This window comes from Sulfuriferula nivalis, from assembly GCF_009937995.1.
GTDB lineage: Bacteria > Pseudomonadota > Gammaproteobacteria > Burkholderiales > Sulfuriferulaceae > Sulfuriferula > Sulfuriferula nivalis.
Genome location: NZ_AP021881.1, coordinates 1478726 through 1501609 on the forward strand (window position 1 = coordinate 1478726; position 22884 = coordinate 1501609).

General features: G+C 47.2%; 18 protein-coding genes. 8 read left to right on the forward strand and 10 right to left on the reverse strand.

Annotated elements, in window-relative coordinates:
• Positions 1–15: 15 nt before the first annotated feature.
• The 7 genes from SFSGTM_RS07570 to SFSGTM_RS07600 all read right to left on the reverse strand — a co-directional run bounded on the left by SFSGTM_RS07570 (position 16) and on the right by SFSGTM_RS07600 (position 11877).
• Entirely contained in the window at positions 16–2391 is a 2376-nt protein-coding gene (locus tag SFSGTM_RS07570) for a glycosyltransferase family 2 protein (protein WP_162084629.1), read from the reverse strand.
• The gene (locus SFSGTM_RS07575; RefSeq protein WP_232526066.1) at positions 2384–3412 is read right to left on the reverse strand and encodes an NAD-dependent epimerase/dehydratase family protein; all 1029 of its coding nucleotides are present in this window, start codon (positions 3410–3412) and stop codon (positions 2384–2386) included. Before SFSGTM_RS07575 ends, SFSGTM_RS07570 begins: the two co-directional genes overlap by 8 nt.
• Positions 3333–8915, reverse strand: a complete 5583-nt coding sequence (locus SFSGTM_RS07580; RefSeq protein WP_162084630.1) for a glycosyltransferase — start codon at positions 8913–8915, stop codon at positions 3333–3335. Before SFSGTM_RS07580 ends, SFSGTM_RS07575 begins: the two co-directional genes overlap by 80 nt.
• A complete protein-coding gene (locus SFSGTM_RS07585; RefSeq protein WP_162084631.1) occupies positions 8912–9229 on the reverse strand; it encodes a BRO-N domain-containing protein in 318 nt (105 codons plus the stop codon). Before SFSGTM_RS07585 ends, SFSGTM_RS07580 begins: the two co-directional genes overlap by 4 nt.
• Positions 9230–9307: 78 nt before the next feature.
• On the reverse strand, positions 9308–9961 hold the full coding sequence (locus tag SFSGTM_RS07590) for an ABC transporter ATP-binding protein (protein ID WP_162084632.1): 654 nt from the start codon (positions 9959–9961) through the stop codon (positions 9308–9310).
• A gap of 7 nt (positions 9962–9968) precedes the next feature.
• Entirely contained in the window at positions 9969–10760 is a 792-nt protein-coding gene (locus SFSGTM_RS07595) for an ABC transporter permease (protein ID WP_162084633.1), read from the reverse strand.
• Complete coding sequence (locus SFSGTM_RS07600) at positions 10750–11877, reverse strand: KpsE/RkpR family capsule polysaccharide export protein (RefSeq protein ID WP_198420628.1); 1128 nt, start codon at positions 11875–11877, stop codon at positions 10750–10752. The genes SFSGTM_RS07595 and SFSGTM_RS07600 overlap by 11 nt, the downstream gene beginning before the upstream one ends.
• A gap of 255 nt (positions 11878–12132) precedes the next feature.
• Between SFSGTM_RS07600 and SFSGTM_RS07605 the strand changes: the two genes are divergently transcribed.
• The 8 genes from SFSGTM_RS07605 (at position 12133) to SFSGTM_RS07640 (ending at position 20683) form a co-directional block, all read left to right on the forward strand.
• Positions 12133–12582, forward strand: coding sequence for an antitoxin PaaA2 family protein (locus SFSGTM_RS07605; RefSeq protein ID WP_162084634.1), 450 nt, complete (start codon positions 12133–12135; stop codon positions 12580–12582).
• Positions 12575–12850 (forward strand): type II toxin-antitoxin system RelE/ParE family toxin, encoded by a 276-nt coding sequence (locus tag SFSGTM_RS07610; protein WP_232526067.1) that lies wholly within the window; start codon positions 12575–12577, stop codon positions 12848–12850. Before SFSGTM_RS07605 ends, SFSGTM_RS07610 begins: the two co-directional genes overlap by 8 nt.
• A gap of 56 nt (positions 12851–12906) precedes the next feature.
• Positions 12907–14058, forward strand: a complete 1152-nt coding sequence (locus SFSGTM_RS07615; RefSeq protein WP_162084636.1) for a glycosyltransferase family 4 protein — start codon at positions 12907–12909, stop codon at positions 14056–14058.
• 271 nt (positions 14059–14329) lie between these two features.
• Complete coding sequence (locus SFSGTM_RS07620) at positions 14330–14476, forward strand: hypothetical protein (RefSeq protein ID WP_162084637.1); 147 nt, start codon at positions 14330–14332, stop codon at positions 14474–14476.
• A gap of 171 nt (positions 14477–14647) precedes the next feature.
• Entirely contained in the window at positions 14648–16474 is a 1827-nt protein-coding gene (locus tag SFSGTM_RS07625) for an IS1634 family transposase (protein ID WP_162084619.1), read from the forward strand.
• 218 nt (positions 16475–16692) lie between these two features.
• The gene (locus tag SFSGTM_RS07630; protein WP_162084638.1) at positions 16693–17715 is read left to right on the forward strand and encodes a capsular polysaccharide export protein, LipB/KpsS family; all 1023 of its coding nucleotides are present in this window, start codon (positions 16693–16695) and stop codon (positions 17713–17715) included.
• A 105-nt stretch (positions 17716–17820) separates the two neighbouring features.
• Positions 17821–19107 (forward strand): AAA family ATPase, encoded by a 1287-nt coding sequence (locus SFSGTM_RS07635; RefSeq protein WP_162084639.1) that lies wholly within the window; start codon positions 17821–17823, stop codon positions 19105–19107.
• A 283-nt stretch (positions 19108–19390) separates the two neighbouring features.
• On the forward strand, positions 19391–20683 hold the full coding sequence (locus SFSGTM_RS07640; RefSeq protein WP_162084640.1) for a hypothetical protein: 1293 nt from the start codon (positions 19391–19393) through the stop codon (positions 20681–20683).
• A 196-nt stretch (positions 20684–20879) separates the two neighbouring features.
• On the opposite strand, the gene SFSGTM_RS07645 is transcribed toward SFSGTM_RS07640, so the two are convergent.
• The 3 genes from SFSGTM_RS07645 to SFSGTM_RS07655 all read right to left on the reverse strand — a co-directional run bounded on the left by SFSGTM_RS07645 (position 20880) and on the right by SFSGTM_RS07655 (position 22820).
• A complete protein-coding gene (locus SFSGTM_RS07645) occupies positions 20880–21230 on the reverse strand; it encodes an HVO_A0114 family putative DNA-binding protein (protein WP_162084641.1) in 351 nt (116 codons plus the stop codon).
• Entirely contained in the window at positions 21227–21589 is a 363-nt protein-coding gene (locus SFSGTM_RS07650) for a toxin-antitoxin system TumE family protein (protein WP_162084642.1), read from the reverse strand. Before SFSGTM_RS07650 ends, SFSGTM_RS07645 begins: the two co-directional genes overlap by 4 nt.
• A 112-nt stretch (positions 21590–21701) precedes the next feature.
• The gene (locus SFSGTM_RS07655; RefSeq protein WP_162084643.1) at positions 21702–22820 is read right to left on the reverse strand and encodes a GNAT family N-acetyltransferase; all 1119 of its coding nucleotides are present in this window, start codon (positions 22818–22820) and stop codon (positions 21702–21704) included.
• Positions 22821–22884: the final 64 nt, after the last annotated feature.

Genomic DNA, 22884 nt, shown 5'->3' on the forward strand with positions numbered 1-22884 from the left:
CTTCGGTAAGTGGTTCTAATTTATTTTTAATGGATATCCATGATGCGGTGATTTGACATCATGGTTACCTAACCCAAAATCCTCGGTGGTTAGCGTTAAATTAGGGTTGTAATAGGGGTCAGTTTTTAGCAAATCGCCCCATTTTTTTTGCATAAAGGTGAATTCGCTTAAAAATCTGGCTTGTTTCTCCGGGGTGTTTTCTTGCCCTCGGCTTATCGATTCGTGGTGGTACAGCGTGGCATACGGGGTATAAATATTGCGGTAGCCTGCTTCCCGTAATTTAATACAAAAATCCACATCATTAAAAGATACGGTCAGATTTTCTTCATCCAAACCATTTACTTGCGCATACACTGACTTTCTCACTAACAGGCAGGCGGCAGTCACAGCGGAAAGAGTTTGAGTGAGCTTTGCGCGACCGAAATAACCCCAATCATTGCCATCAAAAAATTTATGCGCGTGGCTTATGAAACCACCTATCCCTAAAATTACTCCAGCGTGTTGTATTGTGCCATCGAAATATAGTAATCTCGCCCCCACTGCACCCACTTCTGGGCGCAGTACATGGCTGACCATTTCATGCAGCCAGTCGGCGTGTATCGCTTCAATGTCATTGTTCACCAAGCCGATGATTTCACCTTTGGCCAAAGTCACCGCGTAATTATTGATGGCCGAGTAATTAAACGGCGCATCATATCGGATAACCTTAAAGCGGCTGTCCTTGCCCAATGCAGCTAGATATTTCAGCGTAGCAGGGTCGCTGCTTTGGTTATCCAACACCAGCACTTCAAAATTAGGATAGTCGGTTTTGGTTTGCAGGCTCTCTATACATTTCCTCAGCACATCCACTTGATCGCGGGTGGGGATAATCAGCGTTACCAAGGGTAGCTGATCAGGCAGGGCGTAACGTACACGGTAACCATATACAATCAGCTCTGCTTTGGCATTTACACCTTGGCGTTCGAAGTGTGCATTAATTGCACGTTCACCCGCAATCATGGCATAAGGCTTGGCATCTGACGATGATGCTGTACTTTCTGCATGCACGCGCCAGTGGTAAAGTATGCGGGGGATATGCCGAATCTGCTTAGGGTTGTTGATGCGTTCAATACAGCGCAACGCCAAATCATAATCCTGTGCACCCTCAAACCCTAGCCTGAAACCACCCACCTCATGCATCAGCGATGTTCGGTAAACGCCCAGATGCGAGAACATATTTTGCGAATAAAATAAATCAGGATTCCAGTCTGATTTGAAATACGGCTCAGAACGGTATCCCAATTCATCTATCTTGTCTTCATCCGAATAAATCAGAGCCACATCAGGGTAACGGTTAATCTCCACCGCGACATGATACAAAGCCTGGGCTGGCAATACATCATCCTGATCCATCAACACCACAAACTCACCTGTTGCTAATGCCAGTGCACTGTTCGATGCGGCAGATATGTGGCCATTTACAGGGCGAAATACCGTTTTGATACGCTTATCTTTGGCAACATAAGCGGCTATCATTTCGTGGGTATGGCTATCTGTCGAGGCATCATCGGCAATACATAGCTCCCAATAAGGGTAGTGCTGTGCCAGCACCGAATCCAAAGCCGCAATGAAAAAATCCACAGGCGGGTTAAATACCGGCATAAGGATAGACAACACGGGCTTAAGTGCTAATCGCGGAATGTGTTGATTGATCGCAATCACATCATCCGCCGTGAGCGTGTCGTTACGTTGAATACAGCTGGCGTAATCTGTCGTACTTGAATTCGCGCGGCGCAAATCGGCACTCCATGCATACGCGGCTGATAGATTTACCAAGGGGCGATACCAGCTAACCTGTTTGCGTTCGATAAGCGATAAATGCCGTAAGCGCCAGCTATCCGACCACACCCGCCAGGCACGCCGAAAAAAACTCTCTAACGCAGTAATGCGATGAAAAATCAGTGCGCTTTGGGTAAATCGCCCATTGCTTTCCATTGGTGACCAGCGTACATTGTTTAAGCCCTGCGGCAGATAAACCACCTCGGTGATGGAACCCCTGCGATTTGAAGGGATAAAAATACTGTCGTCCTCAATATAACCACACCCCAAATCAACATACAGCTTTGCAATACGGTTGCCGCCGTGCCGCACCAATGCTGCTTCAAGCAAAAACCAGCCAGCAGAGGGGGGGGGCGATTCAGGGATTAGTTGAAAGCACGGATGATCGGTAGCGGCATAATAATCACCATTGTCTGCATTAATGACCACGACATCGTTAACGGGCAATGGCTGGACGGGGTGGAATTGGCTAGGCAGTAGCCGCAACACCCGCTCCAGCCATTGCACGAATGGCGGTGGGGGAGGCAAGAGTGTTTTTCTGACGTCGTTGATTAATTGTTTTTGATTAATCATTTTTTACAATATGGGTCAGCCCTTTTAACATCCATTCTGAGGTGAGTTTAATGCCCTCACGAAGTGATACTGCGGGAGCCCATCCCATCTCTTGTCGCGCTAGATTATTGCATAGCACGCTTATCGGTACATCACAATTACGAGCTGGGAGATAACGCTTTTCAATTGTATGGCCCAAAATTTCCTCAATAATACCAACAAGCTCATTCAGGCTGGTACCTACACCTTGACTAACATTGAAAATGCTTTTTGAACCATTGTAACTAACTGCGTGAGCGAATATTTCAGCTACATCATCGATATAAATATAATCCCGAATAACGCGACCATCACCCCATATCTCAATCGGCTGTCCGTTCATAGCTCTATGCAAGAATACGCTAACAGCACCCTGAGCGGTTTCGACCCGTTGCCGCTTACCAAAAGGATTGGCAACCCGAAGAGTAACTGTTTTAATTCCGTAAATTTTTTCGTATAAATTTAGATATTTTTCTATAGCGAGTTTAGTAATGCCGTAAGAAACCTGTGGTTCACAAGGATGAACCTCGTCAATAGGTAAGTATTGTGGTGCCCCATATACTGTACCTCCAGACGAAATGAATATGATTTTTCGTATGTTCATTGCGACCATAGCATTCAGTATTTGTAGCGTTCCAACTAAATTGCTCTGGACATCATAAATAGGGTCGTCGTTTGAGCCTTTTGGGAGAGTGGTTGAAACAAGATGGATAACTAATTCCATGTCTTCTAATGCATGACTTATGTCGTGTACACTAAGTATGTCACCAGTTGTCCATTCAACTTGCTCAGTTCCAGAAAACTGACGATACGGTTCGACTCTCGGGCGTTCAAATATACGTAAATGATGTCCATCAAGTAGTAATCGATCTGCAATCGCAGATCCAATAAAGCCACCTCCACCCAAAATTACAATATTCATCCTAATTAATGTCACATGCATTAAAAAAAGCAGCAGTAAAAGCTGAAACAGAAAATTCCAAATCAAATACTTTCCGGCCATTTAATGCAATAGCATCTAACTCAGACATGCGATCTATGGCTTCTCGCAAAACCAAGGCGATTGCGTATGGCTCAGGTGATGAAGAGACAAAACCTGAGACTCCATGCTCAATATATGATGAGGTTCCTGTAGTGTTCGTACACATCAACACTTTGCCTGCACCAAGGGCATCAATGGAAACAAAGGGTAATGTGTCATCTCTAGATGCTACAAGCACGACATGCGAGGCTAATAATTCTTCAATGTATCGTTCATAAGGTATCTCGGTTTTTAAGGTAACCTCATGAAGATCGCGTGATGAAAGGGCAACCATTTGATATAGATTTTCATCAAGAATCCGACCAAATAGATTCAAACGAAGTTTATTTCTGTACTCGGGCGGTAATGTTGCAAAGGCAGCAATTGCAATATCCTGTCCTTTTCGCTGCTCATAGGAACCGAAGAGTGATACGCGTAAGGGTAGTCGGATGGCAGGCAGTTCATTTTCAGCGGTGTATAGCGGATTAACACCATATTTGAGTATAACTGTGTCTGGGCGATACGGAATAGTTAGTGCTGCCGCATGGTCGCTACCGACCCATACCTTTTTGGCGTGTTGAAAAGCTTCTTTAATTTCTGGTTGAATATTAAAAAGATGTTGGAGTAAAGATATTTCATGTATATACCAAAATGTGTCAACTATGCCCCCGAGCTGTTTTACTGCAGGCCAAGTAACTGCCGTATTTGCAATTACCAGATCGAAATTTATTGCTAATTTTTCAAGTGATGCATGTCGCCGCAATAACAACTCATCAATAATAACCGGAACACCAAGAGCATTGAGCTGTTCTCGAAAAACCCCATCTTCTGGTGATGCCACTACAACAAAATGTCCGGCGTCACGTAATACTCGCGCCATTTCAAAAACAATCCGAGGCGCGCCACTACCCGATAAGTCGTGAGAAATTAACAATACATCTTTCCCACCAGCAGGTGCTGGCGGAACATTAGCATGTAATTGCCAAAGTTCCGGTGAGTCATGATAAAGAATGTCTCGCATTGCGGGCGGAAAATAAGGATCATAGGAGGTATATTTCCCCCACTGCCGTAAGAGAAAAATATCAGATTTGTCTTTTTTCTGAATAATGGGTTTTGATTTTTTTTCCGCCTCACCGATTGACATATGTCCAATATGAATTAGAGTGGCATGAGGAGTGTACAAACAAGCGTATCCAGCCTCACGCACCCTAAAACACAAATCAACATCTGAGTGGGAAATGGGGGCATTAACCGCATCGAATCCATTTATGATATTGAATACATTTCGCTTAATGGCGAGGCAAGCTCCACATATCAATGAAACCTCTCTTAAGGAAAGTGCGGCATTGAAATGCTTACTCGTTTCATGAGGTAGGCAGTGAAAAGCAGTTCCAACTAAACCACGAACACCAGTGACCATGCCAGCGTGTTGAATTAGGTAGTTTTCATATAGAAGTTTTGGTCCGACAATACCTACGTTCGTATGAATGAAGCATTCCAAGATCATTTCAATCCAATTTTTGCTTACCACTCTGACATCATCATTATAAAAAACGATAATGTCACCCGATGCCTGCTCAGCACCTACGTTGCATTTTTCTGAAAAATTAAATTCCTTATCATATGACACCCACAAAACATCTGAAGACCAATCAACTTTTCGGCATGAATTAACTATGCCTGAGTTAGTCACTACTATAATTTCGAAATTATTATATATTGTGTTTTCTTTAATTGAGTTTACTGTGTTTTGGATGTTTTTCAAATTGTCCGATGGAATAACAATAGATACCATTTGTTCCATACATACAGGGGCGGCTCTAAAATGATTTGCACTCGGTTCTGCGACTGCTTCACCGGAAAAGCCTCGCCGTTCAGTAGCATTTTGTAGCGCTGCAATGTTTGTAGCTCGTGCATAAGGTTTGTCACCTTGCGCGCCAGATCCAGCAATCATCCGCCACCCGTAGAGTATTCTTGCTATATGACGTACATTATTCGTTAACTCTGAAACACGCAGTGCCAAATCATAGTCTTGAGAGAAATCATATGCGGAACGCATGAGACCAGCTTGCTCTAGAACCTTTTTCCTATAGATAGATAGATGACCCGTGTACATGCAGTTAAATAGTGCGATTGGACTCCAGTCTGGTTTGGTGAACAGTTCAACTGGTACATCATGCTCATCCATTTTACACTCATCAGAGTAGATGTAGTCTACATCTGGGTATGATTGGATTTCAGATGCAATCCAATACAATGCATCGTTTGTTAGCATATCGTCATTATCAAGTAATGCAATAAACTCACCCGTTGACATTGAGATGGCGGCATTTGTTGCGCTTGCGATACCTCTATTATTGCTAGCTATTTCCAGTTTTATCCTACTGTCTTTATGCGCAACCTCATTTAAATATTTGGTTAAATTTATATCATTAGAACCATCGTCTACGATACATAATTCCCAATTGGTATAAGTTTGATATTGAACTGATTCAATAGCTTTCGTGAGAAAAGGTAACGGTACTTTGTAGACAGGCATAAGAATAGATATCTTTACCTTTTCCATAGACCTGTTTGATGTGCCACTATCAGGTGTTCTAAGACGTGAGCTAATTTCAGACAAAGTTGCATGATATCTATCATTAATTGGATCGTACGGTTTGGAGTTCATTTCAGTGGGATAGGTAAAGATACTATCGTCGTCTAAATCTGGCACCAAATTTTTTGTCTCTTTCATTACGTCTTCACAAGGAATCTCTATTTGTTGCAATCGATTCAATGAGCGGCTTACCTCCGACAACCCCTGCCGTATCTGTATATTAAGCGCGTAGAGTTTATTCTCAACTGCACGCAAGCTTTGATCTGCATTACCCAATTCGCTCACCCCAGAGACCCGTAATAATGAACCAAGTAAAGGTGTTTTCAATTGTTTGTGGCGTCGAATTGCTTTATCCAACCCAGTGATTTTTAACTGCCGCGATTTCCCTTCCGTACCCAAGCGAAGTTGAGTCAGTATTTCTACTTTACTCACACCTGACCGTACACGAGCCAAGTAATAACGTAACCCCTCTGCATCGGGTGCTCTTCCCAATAGTGTTTGGTATGCGTAATGAACAAACTCTTCATCGTAATAAGAAAGAAGTTCAACAATACTTTGAGCGATACGTGGGGTTCGGTTTGCTGACATATTTGATCCTGATGTTGGCGCTGAGTTGTTCATGGTCAATTGTTCGTGAATATCCACTTGTGGACTTGACTGAAGCGGATTGATGACTGTTCCGTCTTGCATCAAGCTCAGTGTGTGCGGGACCATATCATTACTGTCGTGCAGGTCTTCTTGCAAACTTGCGTCACTTTTAATAAATAGTTGGGCAAAAGACCGTAATGGTGCCGTCCAGCGCCATATATAGCTGGTGCGCATAGTTTGTAATTGTTGTTCAAGTTGGCTCACGGATTGCGTATAAGCTTGTTGTGCATCTAACCAGCGTTGGCTAAGTTGTGTCAATTCATCCTGCTTTGCGAGCAATTGCGTATTGAGCGTTTGTTCATGCTCCGCGCGCTGGCGTTGATTTGCCTCAATTTGTGTTTGATACTGTTGGCTTAATTCGTCTTTGTCTGCGTCGGCTTGCTGTTGTATGGTGAGTAATTGTGCGGCAAATTCTTGTTCGCGCTGTGCCTGTTGTTGCGTTTGGGCGGTTAGTTCACGGTGTAATGTGGTGAGGGTTGCTGTATGGGTTTGTTCTCGTGTGATTTGTTCTGTTTGTAAATGATGAAGTTGCTGATTTAAGATTTGGATGCGTTCAACGGTGAGCCATTCATGTTCTGCTTGCTGGCGTTGATTTGCCTCAATTTGTGTTTGATACTGTTGGCTTAATTCGTCTTTGTCTGCGTCGGCTTGTTGCTGGATGGCGAGTAGTTGTGTGGCAAATTCTTGTTCGCGTTGAGCCTGTTGTTGCGCCTGTTCTTGAGCTTGAGCGGTCAGTTCACGGTGCAATGCGGTGAGGGTTGCTGTATGGGTTTGTTCTCGTGTGATTTGTTCTGTTTGTAAATGATGAATTTGCTGATTTAAGAGTTGGATGCGTTCAGCGGCGAGCCATTCATGTTCTGCTTGTTGGCGTTGTATTGTCTCAATTCGTGTTTGATACTGTTGGCTTAATTCGTTTTTGTCTGCGTCGGCTTGTTGCTGGATGGCGAGTAGTTGTGTGGCAAATTCTTGTTCGCGTTGAGCGCGCGCTTGTTCCAAGTGGTGCAACTCTTGATGTATCGCTTGCAGTTGCTGACTGAGGCTTTGCTCGTGCTCGGTGTATGTTTTTTCTTGTTCTACCAGCTGGCGCTGTTGGGCTTCGGCTTGTTGCTTGGCTTGATTGGATTGGGCGTGAAGCTCACCCAATCGCGCTAGCAGTCCGTTGCGAACAAAGCCAGCAAGGTCGGCGGAGGGTATGCGTCTTTCCATTATGCCGTAATGGATGTAGTGTTGATAGGGGTCAACTATCGCTGGATCAATATCAGGATATTTTTTTACATACCATACCGCGTCAAATGTTTTCTGAAAAACATTTTGATCTTGCGCTAATACGGTCTTGATTAGGTCGGCGGTTTCCCCGTCGCGCTCGGACATGGTTTGATTGAGACTGGTGATCTCCTGGATACGTACTGTTAACTCTTCTTCGATGGACATTTCTCTTGCTGTCCATGGGTTGGCACTTTGGTCCGGATGTGTGCAACTGCTGCTATTAATCTGTAGAGCACCGTCCCATACCAGCGCATGACTGCCTGCTATAAAACGTTGCCCCAACACGTTATCGGCAGGTATCGCTTTGCGAACTACACACATTGAATTGATGAACTCGATGGAGTGGATATGCGCGAGGGATGCTTCATCAAGCCGAGTGTTGTATTGGCGATTAAAGCTGCGCAACAACTCAGTGCGGGTTTTATCAATACCCCAGTGCTCATGGTTGATGGTGTCGGCAAGCTGCTTGAAAAAAGCAATGGATGAGTAGGGCTGGAATAGGCCACCTTCAAAATCCTGCCAATAGCTGCAATGCAGATCCTCGGCGATGTACAGCCCGCCGTCATTAAGATGGGTAAAGTAACGTGCAAACGAACGGACAATATCACCGGATTGATGCGAGCCATCATCAATAATCAGGTCGAAATCTGGTGATAGCTTTAATATATGTTGCTGGGTTTCATCGGTATTGGCGTCGGCCACGACCACTGTGATTCTTGGGTCGTCAAATTGCAGCTGTGCGCAATCCGGGTTGATGTCGCAGCCGATAAATTTAGCCGCTTTGGTGAAATATTTACTCCAAATTTCCAGTGAGCCGCCATTCTGTATGCCGATCTCAAGCAGACGAACAGGCTGGCTGCGATAGGGCTGGAATAGCCGATCGTATTCGGAGATATAGATAGTCCATTTATCTGATACTTTGCCGCTGTGTTCTGCGAATAGTTTGGCGAGGGTAGGGAGTTGGCTGGTCATGTTTTACTCTCATGGCAGAAGTGAAACGCATCAACCTGATCAAAGTTGCGTAGCAAGGTTTCGGTGTCGGCGCAGTCTGTTACACGTGATTTGCCATCTTGTGCCACGAGTTTCAACTGTACGATTTTTTCGTACAGTTGGCCGGAGCCAGATTCTTGTGTTAATTTGCGTTTGAGATCAGTCCAGTAGCGACGCGGTGTTGTCGAACCAGAAAGCACACCCACCACATCGATGACACTAAAAAACCAGGCTTGCTGTTCTTTATCCCATAGGGAACGTATCTGATTATTTTCAAATAATTTTAGCGTGCTCATCTTCTACTCACAAGGTTTGCTGATGCTGAGTGTTTGTGAATCATCACTGCTCTCTGGGATGTAATGCTGGTGTTGAATTTATAAGGCATTATATATCCCTATGGCTTCTTCAACTGTGCCATATACGGTGAGCTCGCCGTTATGCAGCACGGCGGCGCGGTCGCAATGCGCGCGGATGAGATCCATTTGGTGCGCGACGATTATCATGGCGCGGTCGCCGCGTTTTTCAAACAACTCATTGTTGCACTTTTGGTGGAAGCGGTAGTCACCCACCGACATGCCTTCATCAATCAGAAAGCAATCAAATTCCACTGACATGGATATGGCAAATGCCAAGCGTGAAGCCATGCCTGAAGAATAGCTTTTGACGGGTTCACGCAGGTAGGCACCCAGCTCGGCGAATTCTTCGACGAAGGCGATGCAGGTTTCAAAGTCGATGTTATATACGCGACAGATGAGTTTGACATTATCCCGCCCTGTGAGGCTGCCCTGGAAGGTGCCACCAAACGCAAGTGGCCAGGAGATGGTCATGTCGCGGGTGATGTGACCCGAGCGCGGAAATTCTGCGCCGCTGATGAGGCGGATCATGGTGGATTTGCCTGCGCCGTTTCTGCCCAGGATGCCCCATTTCTCGCCTTTTTCTACGCGCAGGTTGATGTTTTTCAGCACCATGCGCTCAGACTTGCCGTGGTGTATGGGGTAGCTTTTATAGACGTTGGTGAGCTGGAACATGGCTATCTCACAACTTCACGCGCCGTATGGCGATGTTGACCAATAACAAGCCTGCAAATGTCATCAGCAAGTTGATGGACATGGTGTAGGGGATGGAATAGTAAGTGACCATGCGGTCACCAAAATAGCCTGCGTGGAACATTTCGACAGTGTTGATGAGCGGTGTGAGTAAGAGCAGGTCTCTGTATTGATCTGGCACGAGGTGTGCAGGCATGAATATCCCTGAGAACGGTAGCATGAGGTACAGGATGATGTGTGATACCCGATCAATGGTCTCGCTTAATTCGGAGAGTGCGCCCATGATGAGTACAAAACCAAACGAGAACCATGCCACCATAAAGTAACCGAATGTCATGAGCAATACGTTGTCTGGCCATTGGCAAATGCCGATGGCGACGAAGACAAGGTAGAGAATCAGGAAGCTGGCGATGGCACCTGAAAATTCAAGTACTATGCGCGAATAAAATAAATCAACCGGGCGGATGGGGTTGAGGTGTAACAGTGCGGCATTAGCCTCAAGTGCTTTGGCGACACGCCCTGTGGTATTGCGCCATAAAATGATGGTGGGGTAGCTTACTGCGAGGTATTCGGCTACGGAGATGCCGCCGTGAGCTTGGTCAACCAGGGAAAAAATGATCATGACGCCCACAATAAACATTGCAGGCTCGCCTACCAGCCACAATACGCCCAAGCCCTCACGACCAAAGCGGGTGATCATTTCACGCATCACCAGCGCCCAGATGACGCGACGCTGTATGCCGAGTTGATACCAGAAGCTGGTTTTGGGTCTAGCGATCATGGTGCTCTCTTACACCCGCTATAACGATGGTTAATATGCCCCATACGATAAGCGATACCAAGAGTGTGGCTAATATATTCTGAAAACGCTTGGGTTCCTGCGAGGCATCGGGCAAATTGGGCTGGCTGATGGTTTCTAAGTAGAATTCTTGTTTTTGCGAGGTGATTTTGGCTTGCTCAAATGAGGTGACGGCTGCTTCAAGTAGTTTTTGTGCAATCACTTGATCAACTTGTAAACCGGTGTATTTGACATCTTTGCTAGCCATGGATTGGCTTGAGCCACTCACTTTGCCTGTTTGTTCGTTGATCTGGCTTTCTAATAAACGAACATTACCTTCAAGTGATGATATTTGTGGATTATTGGGGGCGCGGCTGCGGATAGCTTCGAGCTGGCTTTTGCTTGCAAGAAGCTGATCTTGCAATTTGGCTACCATGGTCAGTTGTAGCGCTGACTGTTCGGGTGGGCTGTAGATTTTTTGTGCGTTTCTGTATTGGGCGAGGTTGATGGTTGCATTGCGCAAATTCTGTTTGGCTATATCGACCTGATTTTGTGCATAGAGCACGGCTTTTTGTCGGGCATCGGTATTGAGCTGATTGACAAGATTTTGGCTTTTTTGTAACAGGAATGTGTTGATTTTTTGCGCGTCTGCTGCACTGTAGGCGCGGGTCGTGAGCTTGCTGATGTTGCTGGTGCTGTCTATGCTGTCTAGCACTTTGGATTGGTAGTAGCGATGCAGCTCAACGTTATTGACAAACGGGTAGAGCAGCCCACCAAATCGATTGAAAATGTCTATCTGGTGATTGCCGTATATGGACTTGAGGTCGTAGGTTTTATCAAGCTCGCGCATTGCGTCCCATGAGTCTATGTAATCATGGATGGCGTAAGTAGCGTTGCTGGAGCTGTTGCCAGATATGTTGCCTAATAAGCTGCCTAGCCCTGATGCGCTGAAATTTTGCCCTGGGCTGTAAATCACAAATCGGGATTCGGAAATATAAACATTGGAAGCAATCAACCCAAAGTAGAGGGTGGATAGCAGTGTGGGGATGACGACGGAGAATAGGAATAAACGATTTATATTTTTGATGCGGTCGATGATGTTGGCTGTTGCGTTATTCAAGGTTGTTCCTATTTTGTGTGCGTACGATACAGCTACGAATTGCTCATTGTATTGTGATTATATTACATTTTGGTTGCGTTATGTCTGCTGTTGTTGGTGGGTTCACGCCCGCGAGTTTGTATGGGTGTATGGGGGTGTCATGTCGCGGGTGTTATGACAAATCGCGAGCGCGGCCAATCAAAGCGTGTATTGCATTTTTCAATTAATTGCGAGTAAGATAACCATTATATTAACCGCAATAGCACGGAGAAAAGCATGAGCACCGAAACCATAGACCACACTACCCTTTCCCGGCTGGCAGAAGCCGGTGCCGTTCACAGTGCGCGCATCGTCGGCCAGAATGGCGGCTGGGGTATCCTGGTGAAATACGGCATGACTGAGCGTGCCTTGGCCGCGCAACGTAGTCACAAGGTGCGGATCTTCCGTAAGTTTGAGACGCTGGTGAGTTATCTCAAGGGGATTGGTATTGCCCGGTTCGATGTGGATGCTGTGAACTATGACCCCGATACCCTTAAAGCAACCCGCAACAGGCCAGACCGATCCGAAGCGATGAAAAGCGCACATGAAGCCGCCGCCTATAACAAATGGCTAAAAGCAGAGGTGCAGGAGGCTATCGACGATACCAGCCCCACTATTTCGCATGATACCGTGATGAAAGATGTAAGAGCGGTAATCGCAAATGCACGGGCCGCTAAACGTGCTTGACCTGGCATGGAAAAAACAGGCCAGAGTAGACCTGCTTAATATCGTAACGTATATCGCTCGTGACAATCCGGATGCAGCCGAAAAGCTGGCCAACGAGATTGAGGACAAAGCAGCGCAATTACGGATATATCCAAAATCTTTTAGGCTCGGCCGCAAGCGCGGCACGCGTGAGCTCGTGGCGCATTCTAACTACCTGGTGATTTACTGGATACAGAACGAAACGATAGAGATATTGCGCGTTAAGCATGTTGCCCAACAGCTGCCGTGATTTAATAATTTTTTGCAAAATCGGCATTAATTGTTTCGTATGTTGTGGGGATAGTAATGAAAATATTAATTGACGTCACTCGTTTGGTGAGCCGTTTTATGGATGGGCGTTTGCCAACTGGGGTGGATAGGGTCGGGCTGGCATATGTACAGCATTTTGGCGCGCAGGCTCAGGCGGTGGTGCGCTGGGCGGGGCGGTTGTGGGTGTTGCCGCGCGCGCAGTCGGCGGCTTTGTTTGCCTGGCTGGCGGCACCCGTGCAGCCGCGTGGTGCGGTGTGGATTGTTGCGCGGGGGATATTGGCTGGCGGCTGGTTGCAGGATGTGGCGGGGTATATATTGCTGAATACGGGGCATACGGGTTTGCATGAGGATGCATATGTGGCGATGTTGCGTAAATTGGGCGTGCGTCCTGTGTTTGTGGTGCATGATTTGATCCCGATTACGCACCCTGAGTATTGTCGTGCGGGTGAGGATGTGAAGCATCGACAGCGTATGCGTCATGTGTTGTCTTTGGGGTATGGCGTGGTGGCGAATTCGCAGGCGACATTGGATGATTTGAGCCAGTTCGCCGCGCAGTCACAATTACCTATGCCGCCTGCGGTGGTTGGGTTGTTAGCGCCTGGTCCCGCGCATTGTGTGGCGAGTACGTGCCCTGTGGATGCGCCGTATTTTGTAGTATTGAGCACCATAGAGCCACGCAAGAATCATGTGCTGCTATTACAAGTGTGGCGGCGTCTGGTGGAGCAATTTGGCGAACACGCGCCGCGCTTGGTGGTGATAGGGCAGCGGGGCTGGGAATGTGAGAATGTGGTGGATTTGCTGGAACGTTGCGCTGTGCTTAAGGGGTTTGTGATTGAGCTGGCGGATTGCCCGGATGAAATGCTGGTGACTTATTTGCATCATGCGCGAGCCTTGTTATTCCCTTCCTTTGTTGAGGGTTATGGTATGCCACTAGTCGAGGCGTTGGCGTTGGGTGTGCCGGTAATTGCCAGTGACTTGGCGGTGTTTCATGAGATTGCTGCGGATATTCCTGAATATATTGACCCGCTGGATGGGCTGCGCTGGGCAGAACGGGTGATGGATTATGCACAGCCGAATAGCGAATCACGCGCAGCGCAGTTGCAGCGGATATCGCATTTCAAGACGCCGAGTTGGGGTGAGCATTTTGTTAAAGTGGATGGTTTGCTGGCGCGATTGGGCGAGGGTTGAAAGGCATTGAGGGAATGTGGATTTGTTCACATGTTATGTGACAGTGTTTGGGGTGGCCGCTAGTTTTTTTGCCGAATCTGTTAACCCATGGAGTATGGGTTGAGACACATGTTGAGGAAAGGTTGGCGGGAGTGTGTTTGCGATATTGCGAATTATTTCTGGTGTGGCTGTTACTATTTGTTTAAGCGTGGATTATGCCAAATTATGTAAATTTACATAAATTATGTAAAGTTGTATAATTTGGCATAATCCATTGCTTAAGGCGCTTATTATGGCTCAATTTTCTTTTCATAGACCTCAGCTAGCTACGCAGTTTTGCGATGTGCTGGCTGGCGGCGGCATTATTGACGCTCGTTCAGGGATGTTCCTCGCAGCGCCACGCAGAGTAGGTAAGAGCACATTCCTAACCCAACTTTAACGCCAATTCCCAAAAAAACGTCGGATTTGCATTTTGATTTTGATATATCCGTTTGATTTTTATAGGTTGTCATTTTTTGTGTTTCAGAAAACCGTTTTGTAGTGCCATAATATTTTATTCAAGCCTGTTAAAAAGTGGTTTTCCCCCTTGTTTTTCTGGTACGCTCGCGGCATGTTTATTCGACGAACCCAAACCAACAACAAAACGACAGGTGAATCCTACTTCACTCACCGACTCGTTCGCTCTGAACGAGTCGGTGGCAAAGTACGGCAAGTCACTTTGTTGAATCTGGGGCGGCACTTTCCGATTGAGCAGCATGATTGGCCATTGCTGTGTCAACGAATTGACGAATTGAACGGCAGCCAGGCTGTGTTACTGCCAGGGTCTGTACCGGAATCCCTCGAAAAAGCCGCACAACGTTATGCGGCACGACTGCTGGAAAGCATACCGCAACAAGTTGCTGCTGACTTGGGGGGTGTCACTGAACCTGCGCAGGATATTCACGAGGTAGATGTTGATACCCTGCAACTGACGAAACCCCGTGCTGTAGGGATAGAGCATCTCGGACTGTATGCGTTGTCTGAAGTCGGTTTCGTTGAGAAATTAACCGAATTGGGCATCAACGGTGTGATGCGAGCGGCGATTCTGGGCAATGTCATTGGACGTATGGCGAGACCCGCATCGGAATGGTCGACATGGAAATGGTTACGAGCGGAAAGCGCGCTGGGTGAGCTGATCGATTTCGATTACGAAGCCATGCCCCATACGCGCATGTATCAGGCTTCTGACGTACTCATCAAACACCGCGAATGCCTGGAGCAGCATATTTATGCTGCGGTCAACTCACTGTTCTGTTTGGATGAAACAGTCACATTATATGACTTGACCAACACCTATTTCGAAGGTGACGCTGCGGATAACGAGCAAGCCAAACGAGGACGTTCCAAAGAAAAGCGCAGTGATTGCCCCTTGGTCACATTGGGTGCAGTATTGGACGGGAGCGGCTTTCTCAAACGAACGAAACTGTTTGATGGCAATGTAGCCGAATGCACCACCCTGCAAGGCATGCTGGATGGATTGAACGCACCGACAGGTGCATTGGTCATTATGGACCGAGGCATTGCGACCGAAGCGAATCTGGTTTGGCTGGTTGAACACGGTTACCGGTATTTGGTAGTCAGTCGGCGTGGTGCACGGCAATTTGATGAATTGCGTGCCATCGACATTGAAACCAGGCAGGGCGAAGCGTTACAGATTCAGCGTGAACTCAGCGAAGATGGGCGGGAAGTTCGTTTGTACTGTCACTCCGTCGGGAGGGAGAAGAAAGAGAGTGCCATGCTCGCACGATTTGCTGCAGGATACGAAGCGGGATTGCAAAAACTGGCAGATGGCCTTGTCAAGCCGCGAGGGGAAAAGCGTTACGACAAACTCATGGAGCGCATCGGGCGACTCAAGGAAAAAAGCCGGGGTGCCAGCCAGCATTACCAGATTGAGCTCACGGCAAATGAATCGGGCAAGCAAGCTACCCAGTTGACGTGGACAAAGATGCCCATAGACGGCACCATGATGACCCACCCTGGCGTGTATTGCCTGCGCAGCAACGAAACGGATTGGGATGCAGAAAAGTTGTGGCGTACCTATACGATGCTGACCGATCTGGAAAGCGTGTTTCGCACCCTGAAAAGTGAATTGGGGTTGCGCCCTGTACACCACTCGAAACAAGCGCGTGTCGATGGGCATTTGTTCATTACCGCACTGGCGTATCAAGCGGTACAAATCATACGCACGAAACTCAAAACAGCCAGCATTCACCTGTCGTGGACAGGATTGCGCGCCACACTCGGCGTACAGCGCCGGGTAACTGCCACATTCAAACGCAGTGATGGCAGCACATTGCATGTGCGCAAAACCACCGTCGCTGAACCAGACCTGATGAATATCTACAAAATACTGGGAGTAACTCCTGCACCTGGCGGCATTAAAAAAATGATCATTTGACCAAAATGACGAGCTTGTAGTGCCACTCCGATTTTTTTATCAATACAACATGTTGATAATAAAGTGAATATTTTTTAGTGTGTTAAAGTTGGGTTAGTGCTGCGATTCTAAAAGAGTTGGCGTCACACATAGATCGACCATTCTTGCTGAAGCAGCGCCAGGCATTGCTTTAGTATCGAGTTGTTCCTGATATCATTAATTTTACGAGCAATACTCCAATGCCTAAATTACTTTACATTTATCAGTTTCCCTACTGGAAGCATCCTGTGGTGAAGCAGTGTTTCCCTGCGTTCCAGGTGGTGTTTATTGAATCCGTAGACAAACTGCCGACGGATGCGACTTTGGTGTTGTGGGGGATGCGCCCTGTGCCTGAGGGTGTGGCTGCCGATGTTCGGGTGTGGCGGATGGAAGATGGCTTTCTGCGCTCAGTGGGTCTGGGTGCGGATTTGGTGCGCCCAATGTCGTGGATAGTCGATCAGCAAGGTATTTACTACGATGCAACGCGGATATCGGATTTGGAGCAGTTGCTGGCACAGACGCAGTTTGATGCGGCTATGCTTGCCAGAGCGGTTGATTTGCGCGCACGCGTAGTGGCGACTGGTCTGACAAAATACAATGTAGGTGCGGGAAAATGGGAGCGCCCTGCGAATGCGGCACGAGTGATCCTGGTGCCCGGACAGGTAGAGAGTGATGCATCGTTGGCGTTTGGTGCGCCTGGTGAGCGTACTAATATGGGATTATTGCAGGCAGTACGGTCCGCACATCCCGAGGCGTATGTGGTGTATAAGCCGCATCCTGATGTGTTCGCGCGCTTGCGCGCTGAGGGTCAGAATGAGCAGACCGCCTCTCGCTGGTGTGATGAGGTGGTGACTGATGTAGCGATGGGTGATTTACTTACCATGGTTGATGAGGTGCACGTGATTACGTCTTTGGCTGGTTTTGAGGCGCTGTTGCGTGGTAAGCCTGTGACTTGTTACGGTCAGCCATTTTATGCAGGCTGGGGTTTGACGCAGGATGTGATGCCAATAGCTCGACGTAGTCGACGTGTGAGTTTGGACGAGTTAGTGGCGGCCGTGTTGATTTTGTATCCGCTGTATTTGAGCCGTGATGGTCAGCGTTTGATTACACCAGAGCAGGCATTGGATGAATTGTCTGCCTGGCTGGCGCAGACGGGAGGGCGCACAACCTGGTGGCGTAAGTTTGTCAGGCTGTTTTTGCGGCGGATTATTGGGGTGCGGTAGTGGGTGGTTGGTGTAGTTTGCATGGTTATTTATTAAAAAATAACTTGAATTTTTGCGATATATATTCATAATATGTATATATTTTAGTTTTTCAAGGTGAATTCAATGCTGGTAGAGTTCCGTGTCAAGAATTTTCGCAGCCTTCGCGACGAGCAGGTGCTTAGTCTTGTTGCGTCCAAGGACAAGACCCTCCAGGACACCAACACGCAAGCAACTGGCATCAGTGCCGCTCCAACCCTGTTGCGCAGTGCGGTAGTTTATGGTGCCAACGCAAGCGGTAAGTCCAATTTCATCAAAGCGCTGCAATACATGCGCGGCGTGGTGATCGAGTCGGCGACAGCCATCCAGCCTGGTCAGACCTTTGCAGTGCAGCCATTCGGACTTGATGTCGATTCCACCAGCCAGCCTAGCGAGTTCGAGGTTACGTTCCTGCTTGATGGTGTGCGCTACCAGTATGGCTTTGCTATGACTGCACAGCGCATCGTCAGTGAACATCTGCTGGTTTACAAGGCGTTCAAGCCTCAGCGCTGGTTCACGCGTCACTTTGACACCGACACCGGCAAGGATGTCTACGATTTCGGTTCCGGCCTGAAAGGCCCCAAGAATCTGTGGGAAGGTGCCACTCGTCCTAATGCACTCTTCCTATCGATGGCTGTGCAACTGAATAGCGAAGCATTACGCCCTGTGTTCGACTGGTTCATGAATCGATTGGTCATCTTCAACGAGCAAGCCCAACTCAGTCCACAGGTGTCTATCCAGATGCTTAAGCAGGCTGACGACCGCAAGGACATCTGCAATTTCCTCTCTGCCGCCGATATCAGTATCGCCGACATTGATGTGGAAACACGTAAGGTTCCTGGGCAGGCCGTGCATTTTGACTTGGTGGCCGGTAAAACTGAAGTGCGATCAGAAGCGATGGAGGAGCATAGGCTACGCTTCCACCACGTCACCGAACATGGCAAAGCCGTGTTTGATTTGATGGACGAGTCCAATGGCACGCGCAATCTACTGTTTCTTGCCGGGCCAGTGCTGGATATCCTCAGTAAAGGACTAACGTTGGTCATAGATGAACTCGACACCAGTTTGCACACTTTGCTGGTGCGCGAACTGGTGCGACTGTTCCACCGCCCTGAGATCAACACCAGCGGTGCGCAGCTGATCTTTACTACTCACGACACGTCACTGCTGGACGCACCAGATCTGTTCCGACGCGATCAAGTGTGGTTCGTGGAAAAAGACCATGATCAGACCTCGGCCTTGGTCAGCTTGTCCGAGTTCAGCCCGCGCAAGAACGAAGCACTGGAACGCGGCTATCTGATGGGACGTTACGGCGGCGTTCCATTCCTCGGCAACACCCTGGGGCTGAACCTAGAAACGGCAGTTGACCGCTAATTTGCGGAGTTAACATCATCATGCTTAAGGTTTGTTTTGTTGATTTACCTGTCACCCATTTGGTAACGGTGTCTGGCCAAGCCATGCTTATGTCATCTGCAACGTCGATTGTAGCGGGATTTCAGCAGGCTCCAAGCTCCTTGCATTAAAAAATGAATTTTTTGGTTAAGCAGACTTTATTCGCCCCTGCGCAATCAATTGAAATAGACAAAGAAAATGCTTGACATATCAGGCAAAAAAATTTTGAATTTTTTATTCGCAACTACTTGTTTATTCTATTTTTATGAGCGCTGATCGCCGCAACGTCGCACCGTTTTTCCTCACTGGAACCGTACTTGATGAATGGTTTTCGCCGATGGCAACGATACTGGAAAAATCACGCTTTAGCGATGCTATTTTCAAAACTATCCCCATGGCGACCTTAATTATGTCAGGTTGTCTACGACAGATACTTGATGCCAGTTCGTTACGTGAATATATTCAAACGCTGTTTCATTTTGATGCCAATCAGTCGATTACACCCATTGCCCGCGCCACCTGGTCGGATGCCCTAGCTTCCCCTGTGCGTCGAGATATACTGCGCCCAGCCGTTGTGCAACTCGTTGAGTTGGCACGAAATAGCTTGCCTGATTTGCTCGCTCATGTAGAGGGAATCGGGTCGCGTGAAGTTATTGCAACGGATGCGACCTATCAGACAGAGTCGGCACACTATCACCCTCGCTACCCCAATATTGATGGCGGCCATGACAATCAAAAGGGCCATATGCTGCTGTCCCATTTTGATGTGCGTCATGGCATCGCACTGACCGTGACTACCGAAACACGTTCTCTCGGGGAAATGCGTGTTTTAAAATACGAAGAAGCGAAAGGATTGCATTGGTTGCGGGTGAAGGAGGCAATCCATGTGGTGGATCGCGCTTATATTGATGGACGCTTCTGGGATCAGCGACTGAAGCTTTATGGCAGTACCGTCATCACGCGCATGAAATCCACACTTAAGTATTCCGTGATGAACGAAAATCCCATTGTCCTCAATACCAGTCACCAAGGGGTGTTATATGATCGAACGGTAAAATTGCAAAGTTCTCAGGGAGCGTGGCGTTTGATCGGGTTCCACTCCCCGGAGGGGATTGACTACGAATACTTGACCAATGATCTAAAACTACTGCCCGGGGTGGTGGCGTTCCTTTATCATCGCCGCTGGGATAAGGAAAAATACTACGATTCCTTTAAAAATGATTTGGCTGGAGCCAAAGCCTGGGGGAAAAGTCCAGTTGCGATCGAACAGCAAGCATTGCTCGGGATTGTCACAACCATTTTGACGCGCTTATTCTTGATGCGGCGACAGCAAGATTTGGCATTGGATAAACTGGACTACACTCAGGATAAAAAACACCAGAAGAAGCTTTCTGTTTACAACCATACGGATAGCGGCGTTCTGTTGCGCGCCATGTGGCAAAACCTCGCTAAAATCCCACGTCAGGTTTGGCGCTTCTTGAAGAACTGTTTTGCCTGTCAGCACACTACAGACCTCTATAAACGCCAACTTGAGCCAATGTTATTACGCTATCTTTAAAGCGACCAGACACCGTTACCTGTTTGGTGACTGCGTTACCCGTTGAATTGCACGCCCCTCACGGCACATGGCGGCGTTGCTTCGCACCTGAATGGAATAGCCATTCAGGTTTGTCGCGCCTTGCCCTGCACCGCGATGAACGCACACTTCAACGTGTTCAACTGCCGTTTCTAGGTTGAAGGTGCTTATTTTTTAATTAAGCCGCCAGTATTTGAAAATCCGTCGCTCTTGCTATTGGGCGAACATGGTGATTCTCACGTCGCATTTCCACAATGCCGTAATTGGACATGGTTTTTAATGTGCGTGAAAGGTTGCTTGATTTGCGTCCAGTCATGGCAGCCAGGCTACTAATGGACTGCGGGTTTTGTTCAAAAATCACCTTGAGTAATGCACGGTTTTCGTCGCTCAATACCTCAGCTAAAGAACGCATTGAGGTAAACCAAATCTTGGGTTCATTTTCAACAGGTGTAATATCGCCTTTGGCGATAGCAAGCACGCGCTCACGAATTTTATCCTGTGACATAATTCCTATAGTAAGTGTTTTCATTTTAATAACTCCGTCAGCAAAATATCTACCTCAGCAAAAAAGTCGGCAAGTAGTTGATGCGCATTTGTGAACTCATATGGAACGCCTCGATCTGAAACATGGCGATGTTTATGATCATAGGGTAAGCGTTGCCCTGCAAATTTGTACTTCTTTGGTAACTTGATGGCATGACTATTGTCGTAACCTAAGATACGCTTTCCATATGGTTCATGCAGCGTTAAAGAATAACGTATCCCATGTGGAATATTATCGTTCGCCAGCACTGTCCACGCCTCAATTTTTACCCAATAACCACCATCCTGACTAATCACATAATCATTAAGGTTTAGTAAGGTTTCAATACCAAGATCATCTTGCATGGTTTATTGTATCATCTGATGATATTCTTTGCTGTCCTGATTTCAATGATTGAGAAAGAGCAGATATAAGATCAATCAATTACGAAATCCGCATATCCGGTTAAACTTGCTCTTATTTAAAAATAGATTTGTTGTGAATCTCGGGTGTTTGATTGAGTAACGGGTAGAAGAAGCCGACAAACGGATTGATCAAGCGTGACGGCGCTTTCAGTGCCAGTTTCAGCGGTGACATATAAGCACCCAGGTCTTTCTTGATCGGATAAGTGGTCAGCCCAAGTTCTAGTCGAGTGGCGCCCAGGTTGATGGCAGTTTCAACCACTTTGTGTGCAACATAGATGTACAGACTGTCGTTCACCGCATCAGTACGTCCGAAATACAGCCATCGTAGTAGTGTGCCATCCATGAGCAATAAAGCGTGGCCGATAAGTTCGTCCTGGCGGTAGAACAGGATGGCTTTGGAGCGCGCACCGAGTTCTGCTGAAAATCCACAATAGAATTCAGGGGTGAGGATTTCGCGTTGATATTCGCTGGCGTGGTTGTGTACCACTAGCCATTGGTTGCATAGCGTGTCCGCGAGATGATCGAAATCATCGTGCAGCTCATGGCGTATGCCTTGTTTTTCGTTGATGCGTAAGTGCTTGAGTAATTTGCTGCGGTAGTAGCTTTTCATCGCCGCAAGGTAGGCAGCGGGTGTTTTCCAGGCTATTTCCATATAGGTTGTCGGTAGACTATCGACTACGTGGTAGCCTAGCTGTGTGAGTAGAGGTTGTATAGTTGCAGTTTCTGGTTCAAAGTCACGGACAACAATAAGGAAATGCCCCTGTTGTTTGGCCAGGCTCATTAGCATGTTGTTGAGCGCGGTGATCATGTCAACTTCACTGATGTGGTCACTGGCAACAAACGGCTTGTTCAGAGTAATAGGTGTGCCGCATTCCAGCATTTTGAGCTGGAAAAAACCAGGGAATATTTTGCGGATTTTAGCGATGGTAGTTTTCAGTCCACCTGTCGCAAAAATGGCAATATCTGTGGTGATAGTGTAAAAACTGGTGAATGCGAGTGGTGTGCCATTATCATCGTAGAATATGGCATAGCGATAACGGAAATCATTGAGTTTTGCACGTTCAAGAATAGCCCAGAATTCGTGAGCATAGGTGCATGAGTGACCGTTCTGCAGTGTGTCCCATTGGTCTTTCGGCACTTCATTGATATTGTTGTATATTGTTGTTTTCATATTGGCGTGTGCATAGGGTCGGACTGTGCGCAGTATTGTGGTAGTAAGGTTAATTTTTCAACCC

Bases quoted from the DNA above. Each gene is read 5' to 3' on its own strand.
- SFSGTM_RS07575 (WP_232526066.1), bottom strand. From the start codon at position 3,412: ATGGCCGGAAAGTATTTGATTTGGAATTTTCTGTTTCAGCTTTTACTG.
- SFSGTM_RS07615 (WP_162084636.1), top strand. From the start codon at position 12,907: ATGAAAATATTAATTGACGTCACTCGTTTGGTGAGCCGTTTTATGGAT.
- SFSGTM_RS07655 (WP_162084643.1), bottom strand. From the start codon at position 22,820: ATGAAAACAACAATATACAACAATATCAATGAAGTGCCGAAAGACCAA.
- SFSGTM_RS07620 (WP_162084637.1), top strand. From the start codon at position 14,330: ATGGCTCAATTTTCTTTTCATAGACCTCAGCTAGCTACGCAGTTTTGC.
- SFSGTM_RS07625 (WP_162084619.1), top strand. From the start codon at position 14,648: ATGTTTATTCGACGAACCCAAACCAACAACAAAACGACAGGTGAATCC.
- SFSGTM_RS07640 (WP_162084640.1), top strand. From the start codon at position 19,391: ATGAGCGCTGATCGCCGCAACGTCGCACCGTTTTTCCTCACTGGAACC.
- SFSGTM_RS07630 (WP_162084638.1), top strand. From the start codon at position 16,693: ATGCCTAAATTACTTTACATTTATCAGTTTCCCTACTGGAAGCATCCT.
- SFSGTM_RS07590 (WP_162084632.1), bottom strand. From the start codon at position 9,961: ATGTTCCAGCTCACCAACGTCTATAAAAGCTACCCCATACACCACGGC.
- SFSGTM_RS07645 (WP_162084641.1), bottom strand. From the start codon at position 21,230: ATGAAAACACTTACTATAGGAATTATGTCACAGGATAAAATTCGTGAG.
- SFSGTM_RS07580 (WP_162084630.1), bottom strand. From the start codon at position 8,915: ATGACCAGCCAACTCCCTACCCTCGCCAAACTATTCGCAGAACACAGC.
- SFSGTM_RS07570 (WP_162084629.1), bottom strand. From the start codon at position 2,391: ATGATTAATCAAAAACAATTAATCAACGACGTCAGAAAAACACTCTTG.
- SFSGTM_RS07585 (WP_162084631.1), bottom strand. From the start codon at position 9,229: ATGAGCACGCTAAAATTATTTGAAAATAATCAGATACGTTCCCTATGG.
- SFSGTM_RS07635 (WP_162084639.1), top strand. From the start codon at position 17,821: ATGCTGGTAGAGTTCCGTGTCAAGAATTTTCGCAGCCTTCGCGACGAG.
- SFSGTM_RS07595 (WP_162084633.1), bottom strand. From the start codon at position 10,760: ATGATCGCTAGACCCAAAACCAGCTTCTGGTATCAACTCGGCATACAG.
- SFSGTM_RS07650 (WP_162084642.1), bottom strand. From the start codon at position 21,589: ATGCAAGATGATCTTGGTATTGAAACCTTACTAAACCTTAATGATTAT.
- SFSGTM_RS07605 (WP_162084634.1), top strand. From the start codon at position 12,133: ATGAGCACCGAAACCATAGACCACACTACCCTTTCCCGGCTGGCAGAA.